The following is a 20,349-nucleotide window of genomic DNA, read 5'->3' as shown; positions in this document are numbered from 1 at the left end:
TTATGAATCGATTACTAGCCCCCTGTGCGGCCCTGACAATGCTGTTTTTTAGCGGCTTCGTGGCCGCCGCCGAGCCCCCCAAAACCGAACCTTCTTATCCCCAGACCTTTAAAAACGTCTACAAAGCCTCATACTATGGTTTTACGATTACGGCGACCCACGAGCTCAGCGATACGGCCGAGGGCAAAAAGCTGCGTTTTTTCGCCGATTCCATGCTCGCGAGTATCGAAGAGATTAGCTACTTCGATTACCCCACACCCGAGCAACTTCGCCCCACGACCTACATTTACAAGCGTCGGGGACTGGGCCGGGATCGCGACGCGAAGTTGGATTTTGACTGGGACAAAGGCCGGGTCACCAACAATGTAGAAAACAAACCCTGGAAGATGAAAGTTCACCCCGGGGTTATGGACAAAACCAGCTTTCAAATGCAACTGCAACGCGACTTAATTGCGGGCAGGCACGAAGACTTGGTGTATGACATCGCCGATGGCGGCAGCATTAAGCAATACCGCTTTGCCATCGTGGGCCGCGAAACGCTGGACACCCCACTGGGCAAGGTGGACACGGTAAAGGTCGAGCGCACCCGCAAGGACGACGACCGCATTACCTACGCCTGGATGGCGCCAGAGTACCAGTATTTGCTGGTGCGCATGCAGCAAGTCGAAGATGGTGACGAGTACACCATTTATATTCACGAATCCGAGATCGACGGTGAAGAGATCTCGAGCTTTGAGTGACGCTCACTCGTTTATTTATACACTCACCAACCAAAGGCATTCACTATGATTATTTCCGACAACTGCATTGCCAGTTTTCACTACACCCTGACCGACAAGGAAGGCAAGGTGCTGGACTCCTCTGAGGGTCGCGAGCCCCTGGCCTACCTGCACGGTGCCAGCAACATTATTCCGGGCCTGGAAAAAGAGCTGGCGGGTAAGCAAGCTGGCGACAAACTGCAAGTTGCCGTACCCGCTGCCGAAGCTTATGGTGAGCGCAATGAAGCCATGATGCAGGAACTGCCCGCCAATATGTTCACCGGCGTCGACAAAATCGAGCCGGGCATGGAGTTCCACGCCCAGACCGAAAACGGCACTCAGGTGGTTAGCGTTGCTGCCGTCGAGGGCGACACTGTTACTGTAGACGCCAACCATCCGCTGGCCGGTGTCGACCTGAACTTCGACGTGGAAATCACCGAAGTTCGTGAAGCTACCGAAGAAGAACAGCAGCACGGCCACGCCCACGGCGCTGGCGGTCACGAGCACTAAGTGTTCGTTTGCCCGGCGCGCGCCGCGCGCCGGAACGCCCCCTCGGCGGCACACTCAAGCCCCACCCAAACAAGCTCTCACACAGTTCTATCCAGGAAACTTATAGCTCGCTCCACGGTTAGCAAGCACGGCTATGTGCGCCTCTAATTAAGTCACACAACATAGACCTCAGCTACGCCAGGGCTCGCTTGCCTTCGCCGCTTCGGCATTCGCGCCGATGATTCAGCAACGAAAATAACAACTCACCCCTGTTCTGCTTTCTCACAACCAGCGACGTTAACTTTACTTATCAGTAGTATTTTATTATTGTATTATTTATTAACAATAACGCTAACCCCACACAATAATAAGGGATAAACTATGTCTATACGCGCCCTCGCCTTAGCGGTGAGTGTAATATCTATCGCCGGTTGTGGTGGTGAATCCACCGAAAGCGATAACAATTCATCCTCATCGCTCAGCTCAGCCAGCAGTCAACCGACCAGCTCGCAAGCCTCCAGCAGCGTAGTTTCAAGCTCTGTAGCGTCAAGTATTGATTCATCGAGCTCGGTCAGCTCGACACCGGCATCCTCAGTGTCAAGCTCTTCGCAATCCAGCATAGCCTCATCAAGCTCTGAAGCCGCAAGCTCGGTTAGCTCGTCGGTCAGCTCTGATACCCTTAGCTCAGCATCTTCGAGCTCCGAGGCTTCAAGTGCCGAATCCTCTAGCTCACTGTCATCCAGCTCTCAAGCCTCGAGCGAATCCAGTATTGCCTCATCAAATGCCGAGTCCTCCGCCTCGTTCAGCAGCTCTGAGGCGACCCTAACCACTTACCCAGATCCCAGCATTGATCCAACGCTTGTTAATTACAATGATATCGCTGTGCACGACCCGTCAGTGATTCGCGCCGAAGATGGAACTTTTTATGTAGTGGGCTCGCATTTAGGTTTCGCTAAAAGTACCGACTTAGTCAACTGGCAGCTAGTTGCCAGTGGTGTCGACGACGCCAACCCTCTGTTCAACACCTACGAAACTGAGATTGCCGAAGGCATTGAGTGGACCGGGGGTCATGTCGGGTCGTGGGCCTCGGACATTATTCGCCTCGCCGACGGACGTTATTACTTTTACTACAACCACTGCGCCAACCCGGCAAGTGAAGAAGGGCTTTGCAACGCTCCTCACTCATATTTGGGGCTAGCGGTTTCCGATAACGTGGAAGGCCCCTACGAAGATCAAGGCATATTCCTGTACTCCGGCCAAACCGATGAGCAGATGCAAGGCGAATACAATATCGGTGGGCTAGACAGTTTTGATGCCAGGGTTCACCCCAATGTGATCGACCCCACTGCCTTTTTCGACAAAGATGGCCAGCTATGGATGTCTTACGGGTCTTACTCCGGAGGTATTTTCATCCTCAAAATGGATGAAAATACGGGCATGCCCGAACCCGACCAAGGCTACGGCAAGCATATCATCGGCGGGGCTCACAGCTCCATCGAGGGCAGCTTTGTGATCTACAGCCCGGAGTCCGATTATTATTATATGTTCACCTCGTTCGGCGGCTACGAGGCGGCCGATGGCTATAACATCCGTGTGGCCCGTTCACGCACCCCCGATGGCCCCTACCTGGACGCCGCCGGTAACGATGTCGCCAATGCCCGCGGTGGATGGGACAGCATCTCCCCTTACGGCACAAAATTGATGGGCGGCTTTAACTTTGCCTCCTATCCCGGTTCTGACGCCGAGGCCCGCGGTTACTTAGCCCCCGGGCATAACTCTGCCTACTATGATGAAGCTACAGGCCAACATTACCTGATTACCCACACTCGCTTTCCCAATCGCGGTGAAGGTCATGCCATCCGCGTGCACGAGTTATGGGTCAATAATGATGGCTGGCTGGTAGCCTCGCCCCAACGCTACGCACCGATTGAAGGTGAAAACATTGTCGACTACCAAGACATAGTGGGTGATTACCAGCTGATCAACCACCAAAAGGATATTAACCGCACAGCGCACCAGTCCGTAGACGCCTTTTTGAGCGAAGACGGCAGCATCAGTGGAGATGTGACCGGCCTTTATGTTCTTTACCCCGAGCAACCAGAACGCATCACTATCGCTCTGGATGACGGGTCAATTTTCGAGGGGGTAACCGCCTGGCAATGGGATCCACGTATTAACAAACTGGTGCCAACCTTCAGCGCCATGTCAGATCAAGGTGTTTCTCTGTGGGGCGTTCAACTACAAAGTAAACTTAATGACGAGATTATTACCGCAATTGTGGATGATCTAACCCTGCCAACCACATTCAAAGGAAGCTGGCTCAACCTTCCTACCGAGGGCGCGCGCGGGGCAAGCATTTCCTGGGAGTCGGACAATCCTGTCGTGATTAACACCTCGGGTGAAGTCTCTCGTCCCAATGTAGGCGAAGGCGATAGCACGGTAACTCTGACAGCCACCATTGAACGTGACGGGGTGCAAACCCAAAAAGTATTTAACGTCACCGTGGAGGAACGAGTTACCTTTAACCGTGTAGCCGAGTTCAAGTTCGAAAACGACCTGAGCGACAGCACCGGTCATTTCGCCACCGGGTCACCTACCGCCGATCGGGCCAACACCTCGGGCAGCGTCGATTATGACATTGGCCGGGAAGGTCAGGCACTTTTGCTCGACGGCACCAATGGCGTGCAGCTGCCGGATGGGCTGATCGACAACCACGAATACACCGTTTCTATGTGGGTTAACCCCACGACCATTACTGGTTTCTCACCCGTGTTTTTTGGTGGTCTACCCGATGGGGCCGGCGCTTCCAGCCAATGGATCAGCCTGCAACCGCAAGGCTGGGACGGCAACACCATGTTGTGGAGTGGCTCCCAGGCGTGGGTGGATGCATCCACTGGCGAGTTGATTCCCGCCGCCACTTGGACCCACCTAGCGTTCACCGTGGATCGCGGCACAGTCACGGTTTATATCGATGGCGAGGCCAAGTATACCGGCGCCAATTTAACGGACTTTTTCAGCACGCAAACCGGCCAGTTCTCCGTTGGGGTTAACTTTTGGGATACCCCCTATCAGGGCTTGGTTGACGAACTGAATGTCTACGACACAGCTTTGAGCGCCGCTGAAATTCAAACGCTGGATATTGAAGCCACCAACACCACAGAGTTGCTGACCTCGGCGGCGGAAATTCTGAGCCTGGGTGATATCTCGGCAGTGCAGAACGATTTTGCCCTGCCAACGTCCGGCCCCTACGCATCCAGCGTAAGCTGGGTTTCGTCGGACTCGAGCTTAATACAGGTAAACGGTAACACCGCCGTGGTCACCCGACCCGAGCTATACGACACAGACGTTACCCTTACCGCCACCATTAGCCTGAACGGAGATACTACCGAGAAAGCCTTTGTGGTCACTCTTGACTCTCTGGCCCCACCTACTCCGGTGGCACACTACAGCTTTGACGAGCACCTAGATGACGAGAGAGGTAACTTTACCTCCGGTAGCGTTACCGGTGATCGTCTAGACAACACCGGAGGCACTGTAGCCTATGTAAGCGGCCAAAGCGGTTCGGCTGTAAGCTTGGATGGTGCCAGCGGCATTGCACTCCCCAACGACCTGATTACCGGTCATCGCTACTCGTTCGGGATCTGGCTAAACCCAACCACTCTGAGCCAGTTTACACCTACCTTTTTCGGAGCAAGCTCGGGGGACAGCTGGATAAGCTTGGTTCCCTTTGGCCCCGGCGCTGGTCACACTATGCTATGGTCAGGCACCGCCTGGTACGATGGTGATACAGGCTCTCAGATTGCCACCAACCAATGGACCCACTTTGCCGCAGTGGTGGATAACGGCGAAATTACAATTTATCTCAATGGTACTCAGGTGTTTAACAATACCGGTTTCCCCGACGCTCTTGCCGAGCCCGGCAACAGCTTTGGGATAGGCGTGAACTACTGGGATATGCCCTATCAAGGCTTAGTCGACGAACTTGTGATATACAACGAAGCGGTTGGCGCAGATATCATCACCGACTTGGCAACCCCTTAAACCGACTGCTGGCACGTATTTTAGTGCCAGCAACCCACGCTTTATGTAATAAGCAGCCCCAAGCACTACGCTAGGGGCTTGCTCTACCCGTTTTCCAGCACCTTAAATAATTATCCAGCCTCTTCCCCGTTCAGCCCCACACTGTTACTGTCCCAACGACCATAATAAATGGGACGAGTAGCCTATGAAAATCCTGAACACCCTATTACTTACCTTCGCCACTACGGTTTCTGTATGGAGCCAAGCGGATTCGAGCTCGGTCGCCAACCACGCGATCAAGGACTTGCTGAATCGGCCAGACTATATGATGTACGTTAGCGACCATTTTACCGGCTTTCACTATGCCGAAGCCGCGGCAGCCTATGGCGCGTTAAAGTACGCCCGCATTAGTGACAATCTGGTTCTGAGCGAGAAGCTGCTAGCGCGCTATCAAGAAGTTCCGGGTACCGACAACTTACTGGAAGACGATCATGTGGACGCCAATGCCTACGGCATCTTGCCCATTGAGCGTTACTTTACCAATGGCGATACCGAGGCACTCAACACCGGCTTGGTGCTGGCAGACGAGCAATGGGAGAATCCTCAGGACGATGGCCTGACCCGCCAGACCCGCTACTGGATTGACGATGTCTGGATGATCGGTGCGCTGCAGGTTCAGGCTTTCCGCGCCACCCAAAAACCCATTTATCTGCAGCGCGCCGCAGTGCAAATTAATGCCTACCTGGAGAAACTGCAGCAGCCCAACGGCCTCTTTCATCACGGCCCCGAGGCCCCCTTCTTTTGGGGCCGGGGCAATGGCTGGGTGGCCGCAGGCCTGGCTGAGCTGATATCTGAACTCCCGCCCGAACACCCCCTTTATGACTCTATTAATCAGGGCTACCAAAAGATGATGGCGGCCCTTTTGCAGTATCAGGCGGATGACGGCATGTGGCGCCAGTTGATTGATTACCCCGACGCCTGGAAAGAATCCTCGGGCACTGCCATGTTTGCCTTCGCCATGGCGGTGGGCGTTGAACGCGGCCTGCTAGAGAAAAGCCTGTACCAGCCAGCGGTGGATAAAGCCTGGCAGGCGCTGGAAAAAAGAGTCACTGCCGACGGCCAGCTCACCGATGTGTGCGTGGGGACCGGGCAAAGCCAGGACCCCGATTACTACTTAGACCGCCCCCGCATTACCGGAGACTTGCACGGCCAAGCGCCGCTGCTGTGGCTGGCGGCAACACGGCTAACAAAAGAGAAGTAAACCTCCAGTTAGAGTCAAAAAGACCACAATATGTATGACATACTGTGGTCTTTTTTATCGGAAAACCTATTGTGACTCGCCCCTCGACCAATTCCCTCAACCCAAAACCCCACTCTAACCCGCCTAAACAAGCATAAAATTGTGCCAAAACCTACTTTAGGATTATTTTTCCGCTATCACGCTTAGAGCCTGAATCTCGGACTCATTGCCCATATATTATTATTGTATTACTATTGATGTGTTTTCGATGTAGACGTTTCTATAAAAACATAACAGAGGTATACAGAATGAATATTCGGTCTCTCGCCCTGGCGGTGAGCGTATTGTCGCTCGCAGGTTGCGGCGGCGGTGGCTCAGATGGCGGTTCTACTACCAGCTCATCCTCAAGCACAGCCAACTCATCTTCATCCAGTGTTAGCTCTTCTTCCAGCTCGGAGCCTTTACAGGCGTTCGAAAACCCCACCATTGACCCAACCCTGGTCAACTATAACGATGTAGCTGTGCATGATCCTTCCGTGATTCGCGCTGAGGACGGCACTTACTATGTGGTGGGCTCACATCTGGGCTTTGCCAAAAGTACCGATTTGGTGAATTGGGAGCTGGTGGCCAATGGCGTAAACGACGCTAACCCTCTGTTTAACACCTATGCTACCGAAATTGCCGAGGGCATCGAGTGGACCGGTGGTCATGTGGGCTCTTGGGCTTCAGATATTATCCGCTTGGCCGATGGACGCTACTACTTCTATTACAACCACTGCGCGAACCCGGCAAGTGAAGAAGGCCTTTGCAACGCGCCTCACTCCTATCTGGGCGTGGCGGTTTCCGATAACGTGGAAGGCCCCTACGAAGACCAAGGTATTTTCCTCTACTCGGGCCAGACCGATGAACAAATGCAAGGCGACTACGGCGTAGGTGATTTGGAAAGCTTCGATGCCTTTGTTCACCCCAATGTTATTGACCCCACAGCATTCTACGACAAAGACGGCCAACTGTGGTTGAGTTACGGCTCCTACTCCGGCGGTATTTTCATTTTAAAAATGGACGAGACCACCGGCAAACCCGAACCCGGTCAGGGCTATGGCAAACACATTATCGGTGGTGACCACAGCTCTATCGAAGGCAGCTTTGTCATTTACAGTCCCGAATCGGACTATTACTACATGTTCACCTCTTTCGGCGGCTATGAAGCGGCCGATGGCTACAACATTCGCGTGGCCCGTTCGCGCACCCCCGATGGCCCCTACCTGGACGCCGTCGGTAACGATGTCGCCAATGCTCGTGGCGGCTGGGACAGCATTGCCCCCTACGGCAACAAAATGATGGGCGGCTTTATCTTCCAGTCACTGGCAGGCTCTGACGCCGAATCGCGTGGCTACCTGGCACCGGGCCACAACTCGGCGTACTACGATGACGAGACCGGCAAGCATTTCTTGATCACTCACACTCGCTTCCCCAATCGCGGCGAAGGCCACGCTATTCGCGTGCACGAGATGTGGATTAATAACGACGACTGGCTGGTGGCATCACCCCAGCGCTATGCGCCCATTGAAGGCGATAATATCGTCGACCATCAGGACATTGTGGGCGACTACCAGATTATCAACCACGGTAAAGACATCAACCGCACGGCACACCTGTCGCAAGCGGTAACAATGCACGAAGACGGCACCATCAGCGGTGAGGTAAGCGGCAGCTATATGCTGTACGCCGATCAGCCCGAGCGCATTACCATTACCCTGGAAGACGGCACTGTGTTTGAAGGCAACGCTGCCTGGCAGTGGGACCCGCGCCTGGAAACGCTGATGCCAAGCTTCACCGCGCTGTCGGATGAGGGCGCGTCACTGTGGGGCATCCAATTGCCTGCCAAAGGCGATGGCGAGATTATGGATGCGATTGCCGACGACCTGGTACTGCCCGAGATGTTTAAAGGCAACCAAATCACCCTGTCTACGGCCGGGGCGCGCGGCGCCACCATTAGCTGGAGCAGCGACAACCCAAGCGTGATCGACGATCAGGGCGAGGTTATGCGTCCCAACGTGGGCGAAGGCGATGCCAGCGTAAACCTGACCGCCACCATTACCCGCAAGGGTATGGAAAGCGAACGTAGCTTTACCGTGGCCGTGCCCGAGCGCATGAGCTACAACCGCACCGCTCACTACAGCTTTGACGATGATCTGGCGGATGAGCTGGGTAACAAAGCCGACGGCATGGCGACGGGCGATCGTATCCACAACGCCGGCACGGTAAGCTTTGCCGCCGGTAAAACGGGACAAGCTGTGATGCTGGACGGCTTTACCGGGGTACGCCTGCCCGATGGTCTTATTGATAACTACGAATACACCGTATCCATGTGGGTAAACCCCACGGTGCTTAACCAGTTCACGACCGCTTTCTTCGGTGCAATCGACGAGTACACCAACGACAGCGGAGCCTTGACGTCAGACCAGTGGATTAGCTTTGTACCGCAAAGCTGGGACGGCAATACCATGCTGTGGAGCGGAAGCCAAGCTTGGGTGGACGCCAGCGCGGGCGAGGTAATTCCCGCCAACGAGTGGACCCACATGGCTTTTAGCGTGAATCGCGGTACCGTATCGGTTTACCTTAATGGCGAGCAGAAGTTCTCGGGCGCCAACCTGACGGACTTTTTCACCTGGAACGACGGTGTTTTTGCGCTGGGGGTCAACTACTGGGATACGCCCTATACGGGCTTGATCGACGAGCTTAATATCTACGATGCCTCTCTAAGCGCGGGCGAGATCGCCGCTCTGGATATCGACCAACAACCGGCCAGTGAACTGCTGGATTCGGCCGTCGAACTGCTAGATCTGGGCGATCTAAACGGTGTTCAGTCCGACTTCACCCTGCCCGCTACCGGCCCTTACGCCGCCGCGATCGAGTGGAGCAGCTCGGATACGGGCCTGATCAGCATCGACAATAACACCGCCGTAGTGACTCAGCCACAGTCGGTAGACGGTATGGTAACGCTGACTGCCACCCTGACACTGGATGGCGAATCGGCAACCAAAACCTTCGATGCTACTGTTCGCTCTCTGGCTCCGTCCGAGCCATCGGCGCGTTATAGCTTCGACGAGCACCTGGACGATGTCGCCGGCAGCTTCGCCTCGGGCAGCGTGACCGGTGATCGCCTGGACAACACCGGCGGCACCGTAAACTATGCCAGTGGTAAAAGCGGTATGGCACTAAGCCTGGATGGCGCCAGCGGTGTGCGTCTGGCCGACGGTCTGATCAGCGGCAGTCGTTACAGCTTTGCCCTGTGGCTGAACCCCACCGCGCTCAATCAGTTTACTACCACCTTCTTTGGGGCCATGAGCGACGCCAGTTGGATCAGTGTGGTGCCCTTCGGTCCGGGCGATGCTGGTAACACCATGTTGTGGTCCGGCACCAACTGGTTCGACGGCGACACCGGCACGCAAATCCCCTCTGGCGAGTGGACTCACTTTGCTGCCGTAAACGATGCAGGCACCCTGACCCTGTATCTGGACGGCGAACAGGTGTTTAGCGGCACCGGCTTCCCGGATGTATTTACCGGCGACAACGCCGCCTTTGGCATCGGCGTGAACTACTGGGATACCCCGTACCAGGGACTGGTGGATGAGCTAGTCATCTTTAACGAAGCCGTTTCCGCTGAGGTGATTGAAGCTTTGGCGGCGGAGTAAGGGATAACGCTGAGCAGCGATTATCCAAATAAAAAGGGAGCGCCTCCGCGCTCCCTTTTTTTGTCTGAAGTCTGAGGTCTGATGTCGGACGCGTCAGACCTCAGACCTCCAGCATCAGACGTTAACTCACCTCGCCTCAACTTTCTCCTCCCCGCACCGCTTACATTTATAGCGCGTCACCAACCTGCCCTGCTTTACATCAAACTGCTGGCTGGTTACCACCTCCCATTTGTGGAAACCACTGCGGCACAGGGTTTTGCCTTTGTGTTTTTGTTTGGGGCTGGGGCGTTTAAACGGCACAACATTGGACATGGGCTAACCTAAACACTATTGATAAATCGGTCTACATTCACACAGTTGGATGGCATAGTTATACACTGAAGCTCTATTTTACCCAAGCGCAGGGAGTTCGCATGCACCAACCCTCACAGATTGTTCTGCGTCAGCGCCAGATTGATATTCGCGACTATGACGCCATTCGCCCCCGCATAGCTGATAAAGACACCTATAAAGCCGAGCTAAAACACTGGCAAAAAAAGCTGCTCCACGTACAGCAGGCGTATTACCACAGCGGCAGACGCGCGATTATTGTGTTTGAGGGCTGGGACGCCGCGGGTAAAGGGGGCGCTATTCGACGGGTGACGGAAAAGCTCGATCCGCGCGGCTGCACGGTTCATCCCATCGGCGCGCCCAAACCCGAAAACCAGGCAAAACACTACCTTTACCGGTTTTACACCAAACTGCCCGAGGCCGGATGCCTGGCAATATTCGACCGCAGCTACTATGGCCGAGTGTTGGTGGAGCGCGTGGAAGACTTTGCCCGCAAGAGCGAGTGGCAACGGGCCTATCGGGAAATCAATGAATTTGAACGCCTGCTAACCGATGACGGCGCTCGGGTTATTAAGTTATTTATTCATATCGACAAAGACGAGCAGCTGGAGCGATTTATTCAGCGTTTGCACGATCCCTACAAACGCTGGAAGCTCACCATGGAAGACGTACGCAACCGGGAAAGGTGGCCCGACTACGAAGAGGCCATTAACGACATGCTGAAATATACCGATACCGAGTCCTGCCCCTGGCATATCATTTCGGGCCACGACAAACGTCATGCGCGTATTGAAGTATTAAAAATACTGGTGCAGGCATTAAGCCATAAGGTGGATATCGAGCCGCCCCCAATCGACCCGGAGATCGTCAAACTGGCGAAGAAACAACTGGGGCTGACTATAGACTAGACTTATCAACAACATAGTATAAGTTAATCGGTCTCTGGAATAGGTCTTGCGTTTAGCTCAGCAGCCGTCCCATTAGGGATTTCTACGCAACCAGGCCGCGAAATATTTACACCTTAGTGTAACTTTTGCAGCACTCCAGGAGAAGAGAATGAGCAACGATAAGTTCACCACCACCGACGCCGGTATTCCCGTCAATAGCGATGAGCATTCGCTGACCATTGGGCCGGACGGCCCCATCGTGATGCACGATCATCAATTGGTCGAGCAAATGGCCGCCTTTAACCGCGAACGTATTCCCGAGCGTCAGCCCCACGCTAAGGGCAGCGGGGCCTTTGGTCACTTTGAAGTCACCGAAGATGTCAGTGCCTACACTAAGGCGGCGGTGTTTCAGCCCGGCACGAAAACCGATGTGTTAATGCGCTTTTCAACCGTGGCAGGCGAGCGCGGCAGCCCCGACACCTGGCGTGACCCACGCGGCTTTGCGGTGAAGTTTTACACCAGCGAAGGCAACTACGACATGGTGGGCAATAATACCCCGGTGTTTTTTATTCGCGACCCGATGAAATTTCAACACTTTATTCGCTCGCAAAAACGCCGCGCCGACAACAATATGCGCGACCATGATATGCAGTGGGATTTCTGGACCCTGTCGCCTGAGTCAGCGCATCAGGTAACTTGGTTGATGGGCGATCGCGGTATTCCCCACACTTGGCGTCACATGAACGGCTATTCGTCACACACCTATATGTGGGTGAATGCGGCAGGAGAAAAATTTTGGGTGAAGTACCACTTTAAATCCGACCAGGGCGTCGAGTGTATTACTCAGGAGCAGGCGGACAAGCTGGCCGGTATGGACGGCGACTATCATACCCGCGATCTGTTCAGCGCCATCGAAAAAGGTGACCACCCCAGCTGGACACTGCATATGCAAATTATGCCATTTAAAGATGCCGAGACTTACCGCTTTAACCCTTTCGATTTAACCAAAGTCTGGCCCCACGACGATTACCCACTGATTAAAGTGGGCAAGCTGACGCTTAACCGCAATCCCACCGACCATCACACAGAAATTGAACAGGCCGCCTTTGAACCCAACAATATGCCACCGGGCATCGGTGTCAGCCCCGACAAAATGCTGCTGGGCCGGATGTTTGCCTACGCTGATGCACACCGCGCGCGCCTGGGGGTTAACTACAAACAAATTCCGGTAAACAAACCCCAGTGCCCGGTACACAGCTACACCAAAGACGGCGCCATGCGCACCGAAAACGTCAGCGACCCTGTATATGCGCCCAACAGCAAAGGCGGTGCCCACGCCGACCCCGAGCGTGCGCCTAATATGGAAACCTTTGGTGCTGAGGGCAACATGGTGCGCGCAGCCTACACCCAGCATCGCGATGATGATGACTATGTGCAGCCCCGCGCCTTGATTAACGAGGTAATGGACGAGCCGGCTCGCGAACGCTTAGTGAATAACGTGACCGGCCATCTGTGCGACGGGGTTTCCGAGCCCGTACTTAAACGCGCCTTTGAATACTGGAAAAATATTGACCAGACAATTGGCGAGCGAATTGAAAAATCAGTGCGCGATCAGCTAAAAGAAGCCTAATGTCATCGGGCGCCCATTTCCCAAACCGGGCGCCCTACGTTGATTGAGCAACTGGGATTAAGTCGCTCGGCGTTTTGGTTATTGCGCACCGCGAAGCATCGCTTGCACCAATTCGTCCACGTCGAACTTAGTTAAGGCTTCGTTGGCGCCTACTTGGTGGGCTTGGCTGACGCTAATTTCGCTGGAAATAGAGGTGTGCAGAATAATATACGCTTGCGCCAACTCCGGATTATCCCGTACCGCAAACGCGAGCTCGTACCCGTCCAGCCCCGGCATTTCAATATCACTCACCAGCAAGTCAATAGGACTGCCCGATTGAGCTTGCTCACGCATGATATCCAGTGCCGTCTGTCCGTTGGCCGTCATCCGATAACCAATCCCCAAATGATCCAGAGCGTCAGAGAGTTGTTTGCGCGCTACCGAAGAATCGTCCACCACCAAAATATTCAGCGCACGCAAACAGGCCGTTTGGGCAGCGTCCAAGTCGCCACTTGCCTGGATATTCTCAGGGCCGTACAAAGTCGCAAAAATATGCTCTACATCGATGACTTGCACCAGCTTATCGTCGACTCGAGTCACCCCGGCCACGCAGGCATTGCGCCCTAAACTTTTGGGCGGCGCCTCAATATCACGCCAGCTTTTCTCCGATATACGGTCCAGGGCCCGAACCAGAAAACCCACGGTTTTACGCTGACAATCAGTAATGACAATATAGCCCGCCTGCGCCTCTTCGGAGTTTAACCGCGCACTCCCCACGGCGGCGGCCATGTCGATAACCGGCATTGTGGTACCGCGAATATTAGCCGCCCCCAGAATGGCTGGGTGCGATTCTGGCATCGGGGTTAATTTGGTAAACGGTACAATCTCGCGAATCTTAAGTGTACCCAGAGCAAAACGCTGCGTTTGGGTAAGCCAAAACAGCATTAACCCCTGAGTAGAAGCATCTTCTTTCATCAATCACCCCCGCTACTGAACTATTATTCTAGCAGTGCATAAGCACGAGCGACCAGCGCACTTACCGGCCTTTACAGGAACGCATTTTGCCTAGATAAGAGTAAACAGCATGAATCACGTTTGAATGGGACAGCTAGAGGTAAGTGATTATGGCTAAAAACTACGGCCCCAGTATCAAAGATGATGAACAATACGAGGCTTTGCGAGAGCAAGGAGCCAGCAAAGAAAAAGCGGCGCGGATAGCGAACACCCCGCGCCAAAAGGCCGCCAAACGCGGCGGCAAAGCTTCATCCTATGAAGATTGGACTCGCGATCAGTTGTATCGCCGAGCGCAAGAGATTGGAATTGAGGGGCGCTCGCGATTGAGCAAAAGCGGCCTTATTCGAGCGCTGCGCCACCACTAGGGGCACCAGCGCTCGGGTTTGGGACTACGCCCTGTATAAATTACAAACGTTCGAGCAACCAGCGGGTTCCGAGCAGCGCAATCAGCACCGATCCTGCTGGCATCGCCCAGCGGCGATACCACTGACCGTTGCGACACAACATTAAGACGGGCAAGAGCAACGCAATAATCACTAACTGACCCAGCTCGACCCCCAGGTTAAACCCGACCACAGCGGTTAGTTTGCCCTGCTGCGGCAACCCCAGCTCGCCCAGCACACCGGCAAAGCCCATACCGTGTAACAGACCAAACCCAAAGGTGATCCACCCTATTCGCCAAAACAGCACCACAATATTGTTCACTGCTGCAAAGATCACGGTAGCGGCAATGCCGATCTCTACCCAACGGCTGGGAAGATCAATCCAGCCCAAGGCGGTTGCGGTTAAAGTAATTGAGTGGGCCAGCGTAAAAGCGGTCACGATGGTCAGGGTGTAAAGAATAATCTCCCGTTTTGCGACGCGCGCCTGCCACTGGTGATCGCGACGACTCAACACGGCCACCAAGAGCAAACAAAGCAAAAACAGAATATGATCCCAGCCGATCAGAATATGAACAACGCCCTGATACACATAATCGCTAAAGCCCTGCCAGAAACCGTCTGACGAAGCGATGGTAACCTCTTGTTGCTGAGCGCTGATCACTCGCGAAATGGCACTATCCCCGTCTTCTACACTAAGCAGCAGTTTGTGATCGGCGTCCTGATTAAAAAATGCCATATAGCGAATCGTAAGATCGCCGCTAATTGGACACTGCACCTGTAGGGGTAATAACAGGTAGGGCTCGGCATAGTGTCGATCCAGCTTCCGCAACGAAGCGCTATTTAATGTGCAGGTGACGCCACCTTGAGCAACACTTAAACGTTCGCCAAGAAACTGGCCAATCGCCGCTTCGCGGGCTTTAATTTCGCCCCAAGTCAACTTGCCATCGCGATTACTATCGAGTCGCAGACTGCGCTCAAGATCGTAAAGGCGCCACTGTAATTGCCCCTCTAAAACACTGGAGTCGGTGCGTTCCAACGACATATACGCCGTGCTTAATTGATGGCCACTGGCGAGCAGCGGCAGAGCTAGCAAAAAGCAAAGTACCCATTTCATGAGCGATTACCCCCTGAACGATCCATGCTTTGGTTGCGCGTTAAGGCCGCTTGCTCTGCGCGACGTAAAAGCTCTTTATCATAAGGCTCCCGAGCAGCTTTTATATTTCGGCGCGCCCAGAACAGAGCACGCTGGGCGTCGGGGTCTATGTCTAAGTAATAGCGACTGAGGTGGGCCGCGTGCTGCCAGTCATTGCGCGCTTCACGCAGGGCCACACGGCGCTCCATACGCGACTGCCATTGATTTTCTTCACCGAGCATGTTTTCCGCTAACGCCATTTGCAGTAACAGCACATCATCAAGATTGTCGGGTGCTATTTCGAGAGAACTAATAGCGTGCATAACTCGGCGGGGTTTATCTAAACGCAGTTGCAGTTCCGCCCACTGAGACAGATAGCTGACACTCTGCTCGCCCACGGGCAGAGATAACCACTGGGCCGCCTCTTCAAATTTTCCCTGTCGCTCGGCCATTGATGCCAGCATTTGCTCTAACCAGGGGCGCCGGGCATCATCGGGCCAGCCGCTGCGCTCTACCAGCCGCTTAAGGGCCGGATAGGCCTGCTCAGCGCTCGCGCTCACCGAGCGTACTTCGAGTAAACAAGCCGACGCGGTGAGTAAATCACTGACACCTAGCAGCTTCTGACAATGCTGCTCGGCAGGCTCAACCTCGCCGCTTAGAAGCGCGATACGCGCCGCCATTAAGCGCGCTTCTATATGGTCGGGCGCTAAAGCCAGCACCTGTTGTAAATTATCTTGCGCCTCATCAAAATGGTGGCTGTGCTGCGCCAGTGAGGCCCGCAGACGCCAGAGCTCGACACGTTCAGCCGCGCCGGTGATTTGGGCCAGAGTTAGCTCATCCAGCGCCTGCTGTGCCAGCGCGTAACGAAAGCTTTGCCCTGGCTTTTTTGCTTGAACCACCTGACGGGCCGCCCAGCGCAAAGTATCAGCGGCGCTCTGTGCAGGCAGGCTGGCAGCGGTGCTTACAGGCTCCCCCCAATCCACCACCACTGAATCGGAGTGGCTGGGCGTGTAGGGTTTAGCGTTGCCCGGTAATGCAGCAACACCGAGGATTAAACTGAATGCAATTAATAGCCATTGTTTGGCTGTTCGCGTCATAGCTTTCATGGAATACACCTTTGCTGCGTTGATTAACACCGCTACCGCCCAATCTTTCGGGCGGTAGCGGCTCCCTATCAATCGGCGCTTTGCAACAAATCGTCGTAGGCGTTGGGAGACTCGACATCATCCTCCAACACCCGACCATTTAGCGGCAAAGGCTCCGCCGTCGCATCCTGGTTATACACGTCGCGACTGTAGGCACTGAATGACAGCATTTGTGCCTCGATGACAATGTGTACCTCGGCGGGGGCCGAGTCCTTCATGCCATCGGAAACCACAAAACTAAAGCTTGCCGTTCCGGTGCTGGCTGCCGGTGGCGTGTAGGTAAAGCTGCCGTCACTTTCTAACATCAGCTCGCCGGTCGCCGGTTGGGTTTGCACCGCGAATGTCAGCGAATCGCCATCGGCGTCCGTACCGCTCAAGTTATCCATTAATGCCACATCGGCTTGAGTGACAAAGTTGGCGCTTGTCGCTTGGGGCGCGGTGTTTTGCGGCTCGGGTTCGGGCATGGGTTTGTGGTCGTCGCTATCGCTGCCGCAACCGACCAGCAAGGCTCCCATCACAGCCGCTAGAGTCACGCTTCGGGTAGAGAGTTTCATAACAGCCTCCTTATTCCGATCCGGCAATGGGATTGGCCAGATAGGGAAAGTGCATATCCATCATGCTGGCATTGAGCGGCGCGCCATCGGTAAAGGGGACGTTACCCACTGCGGCATCTTCCGGTGCACACAGCCCCAGGTCGGTATCAGTGCCTGCCACGGGGATGGGATAACACAAACGTCCCATCACTACGCGCAGCGCGATATCCACCACATCATCGCCGGGGCGACGGCCGTTGGGAAAGCCCGCCAGATCATCACCAGCCACACCAAAGGCCGATTGCTCTTGGGCGGGTGTTGCGGGTATGCCTGTGTTTAAGCGCAGCATTTCCGACGGAGTGACCGTGGCCTGCTGGTTAACACCTTCAAAGCCTGTGAGAAAGGCGGTCACCAAATCCATGCGCGGATAGTTGGTGGGGGCCAAGGTTTCAATGTCGGTGCCCAGAGTTTGATTGACCGGATCTTTAAACAGAATGTTTAACAACTCCGGCAGACTGGGGTGAGTCACATAGTCGGCAAACTGACCATCATCTTTGGGCTCGCTGGCCGAGAAGGTATCTTTATCTTTTAAGCCGATAACCAACTCGTTCACCAGCGGACTACCCAGACGCGACACTTGAGTCAGCGCACCGCCGTTCACCTCGGGTTTAGCAAAGTCAGCCTGTGGGTTAAGAATGCGCGCCTGGGGCAGACTGGCAGTAGTCCAAGCACCAATTACGCCGTTTCCGTCACCGGTCACACAGGACTTGGGCACTTCAATGGCCAGCGCGGTAACATTCTTCCAGCGCAGATCATCGTTCTCGGTAGATTGGGTAATACCACCTGGGAAGCCGCCGCCATCACCGGCGCCGGGGGCGCTATCGCCTTCAACCGGTACATAGTTCACCAAGTCAAAAGTTTTGCCCAGATTCACCGTGAAAGGGTCTTTGCGCTGACCCACAAATACGCGGCCGTTCATGTCGCACTCGGGAATAGAAACTTCGTGGACAAAGCTGTGTGCGTATTCGGCGTAACCTTCCATCGAGCCAAAGGTTTTGTTGCCAATGTAGTCCAAGGGCTTGGCAAAATCAGTACCCGAACCGTCGGCGGCCTGAGCCATCATGCTAGTACCTGTGCGTCGATCTCCGGCCACAACGGACAAGGTGTAACTTTCAGAAAAATTGGCCGCCGACATATCGTTAGCCGAGATACCGCCAACATTTTTCAGCGGCACGGCAATGCTTTTAGTGTCGCCCTCGGGCCCCACATTTAAAGCAACCCCTTCGCCATCGCCAGGCAAGTGCTGACTAAAGCGGAACTGGTAGGTAATATCTTCTACCGCATCGCCATCGTTATCGATATGAATGCTGTAAACCGCTGCGGGGTCCATGGCGAAATAGTTAGGGCCACCATAGGCATCTTGCAGAGGGATATAGTTGGCAATCAGGGTGACGTAATCGCCCCTGCCGGGCTCGTAGCTGTTAAACGCGTAAAAATCCGCCGAGTCCACAGTGGGCATACGGGTCAGGTTGGGCGCCTCGCGATGACTAGAGGCTTGGGTTTGCAAACATAGGCTGCCGCACAATACGGCAATGGCGAGAGTGAGTTTTTGAAATCGCATGGTTTATCTCCTTTTTAACGGGACTTCATACCCGTAACGAGACAGCCGCGATACTGGATTCAACTTTTTCAAAAAACATAAAAAAAGCCGAATGCACCAGGCATTCGGCTTTTTGTGCTGGCGCAAATTCAGCTACAGGGTAACCAGCTGCGCCGTGTACAACACTTCGGTCGGCGAACCTGTGGGTGAACCGCCGGGCGGCTCCAGACTCACCGCCAGCGCCGCCACATCGACCCGGTCAAACAGAGGATCGCGCGCGAGGCTCGCCCGGCCCGACTCTGGCAACAGGCCCAGAGATACGGGCGCGCGACCATCGGCGGCCACCAACCACAGCTCGTAGTCCTTGTCCGGTAGGGGGGCAAACTGCGAGGTCGCCTGAATCTGAATATTGGATTCGGTTAACTCAATCAGCCACAGCGCCTCTGCCGCACTGCCCTGCACTACCGCCACTTGCGATGGCGCAGGCGGCGTTACGGGGGGTTGCCGCATTAGCACGACAGCCAAAGCAATGGCCGCAATACTGGCAGCGGCTGCCAGCCAGCGCCAGCGATTCGCGGCGGCTCGCTTGGCATCCAGGGAGGTGACGTTATTCGGCTCGGCGACAAACCCAAGTCGCTGCTGAATACGCTCCCACACACTCGGGTCCGGAGTCTGTTCGGGTAGCGCCGCCCCCAGGGCATTTAGGTGTTTCTCCCACCGCCACAGCGCTTGGCGCATGGGGCGATGAGCTACCAGCAAGCTTTGATAACGCAGCCGCGCCCGGCCGTGTAAGGTGCCCAGCACATACTCGGAGGACAGACTGTTTTTGCGCTCTTCCGTCAAATAATTCATGGCTCCAGACACCTCTTAAGTTTTTGCAGCCCGCGACGAATCCAACTTTTGATCGTACCCAGCGGCGAGCCGGTGTGTTCGGTTAACTCAGCGTGGGTAAGCCCACGAAAATAAGCCAGCTGGATCATCTGCCGCTGGCCGTCTTCCAGAGTGTCCATGCACTCGTCAATGCGCACCTTATCGCGCTGTTCAAAAAGTGCACCCTGAGGGCCGCTCGAATCCGCCTGCTCTTGCACGGATTCGCGGGTTTCGCGCCGATAAGACGCCGAGCGCAAAATATCCAACGCCCGGTAGCGTGCGATGCTCACCATCCATACCAGTACGCTGCCTTTATCATTGTGATAATCCGCCGCGTTATGCCAGACCTTCACATAGGCCTCTTGCATGGCTTCTTCGGCCAGATCGCGCCTTTGCAGCAGCTGCAGGCAGACCGCATACAACTTACCGGAGGTCGCTTGATACAATTTTGCAAAGGCGCGCCTATCCCCTTCTGCGGTCGCGCAAAGCAGTTTGACGTGTTGTGATTCCAATTCCATAGAGTCCCCTAAGGTCTTTTATTGTGTGGTATCTCGGTTACGTGACAGCCGCCCGATTGGATGCAAGCGGGCCGATGTTTAAAAACACTATAGCAGGTAGGAATAATGGAAACAGTAGAGCGT

The 20,349-nt window shown here is 54.8% G+C and carries 16 protein-coding genes; 8 read left to right on the top strand and 8 right to left on the bottom strand.

Annotated features, from left to right (window positions below; translation table 11 throughout):
- The first annotated feature begins 2 nt into the window (after positions 1-2).
- The 5 genes from M6D89_RS02200 to M6D89_RS02180 all read left to right on the top strand — a co-directional run bounded on the left by M6D89_RS02200 (position 3) and on the right by M6D89_RS02180 (position 10,205).
- A complete protein-coding gene (locus M6D89_RS02200) occupies positions 3-740 on the top strand; it encodes a DUF3108 domain-containing protein (RefSeq protein ID WP_253966396.1) in 738 nt (245 codons plus the stop codon).
- 45 nt (positions 741-785) lie between these two features.
- A complete protein-coding gene (locus tag M6D89_RS02195) occupies positions 786-1,268 on the top strand; it encodes an FKBP-type peptidyl-prolyl cis-trans isomerase (RefSeq protein WP_253966395.1) in 483 nt (160 codons plus the stop codon).
- 360 nt (positions 1,269-1,628) lie between these two features.
- Entirely contained in the window at positions 1,629-5,288 is a 3,660-nt protein-coding gene (locus M6D89_RS02190) for a LamG-like jellyroll fold domain-containing protein (RefSeq protein ID WP_253966394.1), read from the top strand.
- A gap of 184 nt (positions 5,289-5,472) precedes the next feature.
- Complete coding sequence (locus tag M6D89_RS02185) at positions 5,473-6,528, top strand: glycoside hydrolase family 88/105 protein (RefSeq protein ID WP_253966393.1); 1,056 nt, start codon at positions 5,473-5,475, stop codon at positions 6,526-6,528.
- A gap of 287 nt (positions 6,529-6,815) precedes the next feature.
- Positions 6,816-10,205 carry a LamG-like jellyroll fold domain-containing protein gene (locus M6D89_RS02180; protein ID WP_253966392.1) on the top strand — a complete coding sequence of 1,130 codons (3,390 nt, stop codon included), beginning with the start codon at positions 6,816-6,818 and terminating at the stop codon, positions 10,203-10,205.
- A 126-nt stretch (positions 10,206-10,331) separates the two neighbouring features.
- On the opposite strand, the gene M6D89_RS02175 is transcribed toward M6D89_RS02180, so the two are convergent.
- On the bottom strand, positions 10,332-10,517 hold the full coding sequence (locus M6D89_RS02175) for a hypothetical protein (protein WP_253966391.1): 186 nt from the start codon (positions 10,515-10,517) through the stop codon (positions 10,332-10,334).
- A gap of 101 nt (positions 10,518-10,618) precedes the next feature.
- On the opposite strand from M6D89_RS02175, the gene M6D89_RS02170 reads away from it, so the two are divergent.
- Both M6D89_RS02170 and M6D89_RS02165 read left to right on the top strand, forming a co-directional pair.
- Positions 10,619-11,443 (top strand): polyphosphate kinase 2 family protein, encoded by an 825-nt coding sequence (locus tag M6D89_RS02170; RefSeq protein ID WP_253966390.1) that lies wholly within the window; start codon positions 10,619-10,621, stop codon positions 11,441-11,443.
- 148 nt (positions 11,444-11,591) lie between these two features.
- Positions 11,592-13,052 (top strand): catalase, encoded by a 1,461-nt coding sequence (locus tag M6D89_RS02165; protein WP_253966389.1) that lies wholly within the window; start codon positions 11,592-11,594, stop codon positions 13,050-13,052.
- Positions 13,053-13,130: 78 nt separating this feature from the next.
- Here the strand turns inward: M6D89_RS02165 and M6D89_RS02160 are convergent, their stop codons facing one another.
- A complete protein-coding gene (locus M6D89_RS02160; RefSeq protein WP_253966388.1) occupies positions 13,131-14,006 on the bottom strand; it encodes a chemotaxis protein in 876 nt (291 codons plus the stop codon).
- A gap of 149 nt (positions 14,007-14,155) precedes the next feature.
- Between M6D89_RS02160 and M6D89_RS02155 the strand changes: the two genes are divergently transcribed.
- Positions 14,156-14,410, top strand: a complete 255-nt coding sequence (locus M6D89_RS02155; RefSeq protein ID WP_253966387.1) for a DUF7218 family protein — start codon at positions 14,156-14,158, stop codon at positions 14,408-14,410.
- 40 nt (positions 14,411-14,450) lie between these two features.
- On the opposite strand, the gene M6D89_RS02150 is transcribed toward M6D89_RS02155, so the two are convergent.
- The 6 genes from M6D89_RS02150 to M6D89_RS02125 all read right to left on the bottom strand — a co-directional run bounded on the left by M6D89_RS02150 (position 14,451) and on the right by M6D89_RS02125 (position 20,226).
- A complete protein-coding gene (locus M6D89_RS02150; protein WP_253966386.1) occupies positions 14,451-15,542 on the bottom strand; it encodes a HupE/UreJ family protein in 1,092 nt (363 codons plus the stop codon).
- A complete protein-coding gene (locus tag M6D89_RS02145; RefSeq protein WP_253966385.1) occupies positions 15,539-16,666 on the bottom strand; it encodes a tetratricopeptide repeat protein in 1,128 nt (375 codons plus the stop codon). The genes M6D89_RS02150 and M6D89_RS02145 overlap by 4 nt, the downstream gene beginning before the upstream one ends.
- A 68-nt stretch (positions 16,667-16,734) precedes the next feature.
- Positions 16,735-17,259: an Ig-like domain-containing protein gene (locus M6D89_RS02140; protein WP_253966384.1), complete on the bottom strand. Its 525-nt coding sequence runs from the start codon at positions 17,257-17,259 to the stop codon at positions 16,735-16,737.
- 10 nt (positions 17,260-17,269) lie between these two features.
- Entirely contained in the window at positions 17,270-18,859 is a 1,590-nt protein-coding gene (locus tag M6D89_RS02135; RefSeq protein ID WP_253966383.1) for a DUF4331 domain-containing protein, read from the bottom strand.
- A gap of 132 nt (positions 18,860-18,991) precedes the next feature.
- Positions 18,992-19,690: an anti-sigma factor gene (locus M6D89_RS02130; protein WP_253966382.1), complete on the bottom strand. Its 699-nt coding sequence runs from the start codon at positions 19,688-19,690 to the stop codon at positions 18,992-18,994.
- Complete coding sequence (locus tag M6D89_RS02125) at positions 19,687-20,226, bottom strand: sigma-70 family RNA polymerase sigma factor (protein WP_253966381.1); 540 nt, start codon at positions 20,224-20,226, stop codon at positions 19,687-19,689. Before M6D89_RS02125 ends, M6D89_RS02130 begins: the two co-directional genes overlap by 4 nt.
- Between the last annotated feature and the right edge of the window lie 123 nt (positions 20,227-20,349).

Source organism: Gilvimarinus xylanilyticus (assembly GCF_024195295.1).
GTDB classification, from domain to species: domain Bacteria; phylum Pseudomonadota; class Gammaproteobacteria; order Pseudomonadales; family Cellvibrionaceae; genus Gilvimarinus; species Gilvimarinus xylanilyticus.
This window is presented reverse-complemented; position numbering and strand designations above follow the sequence as displayed.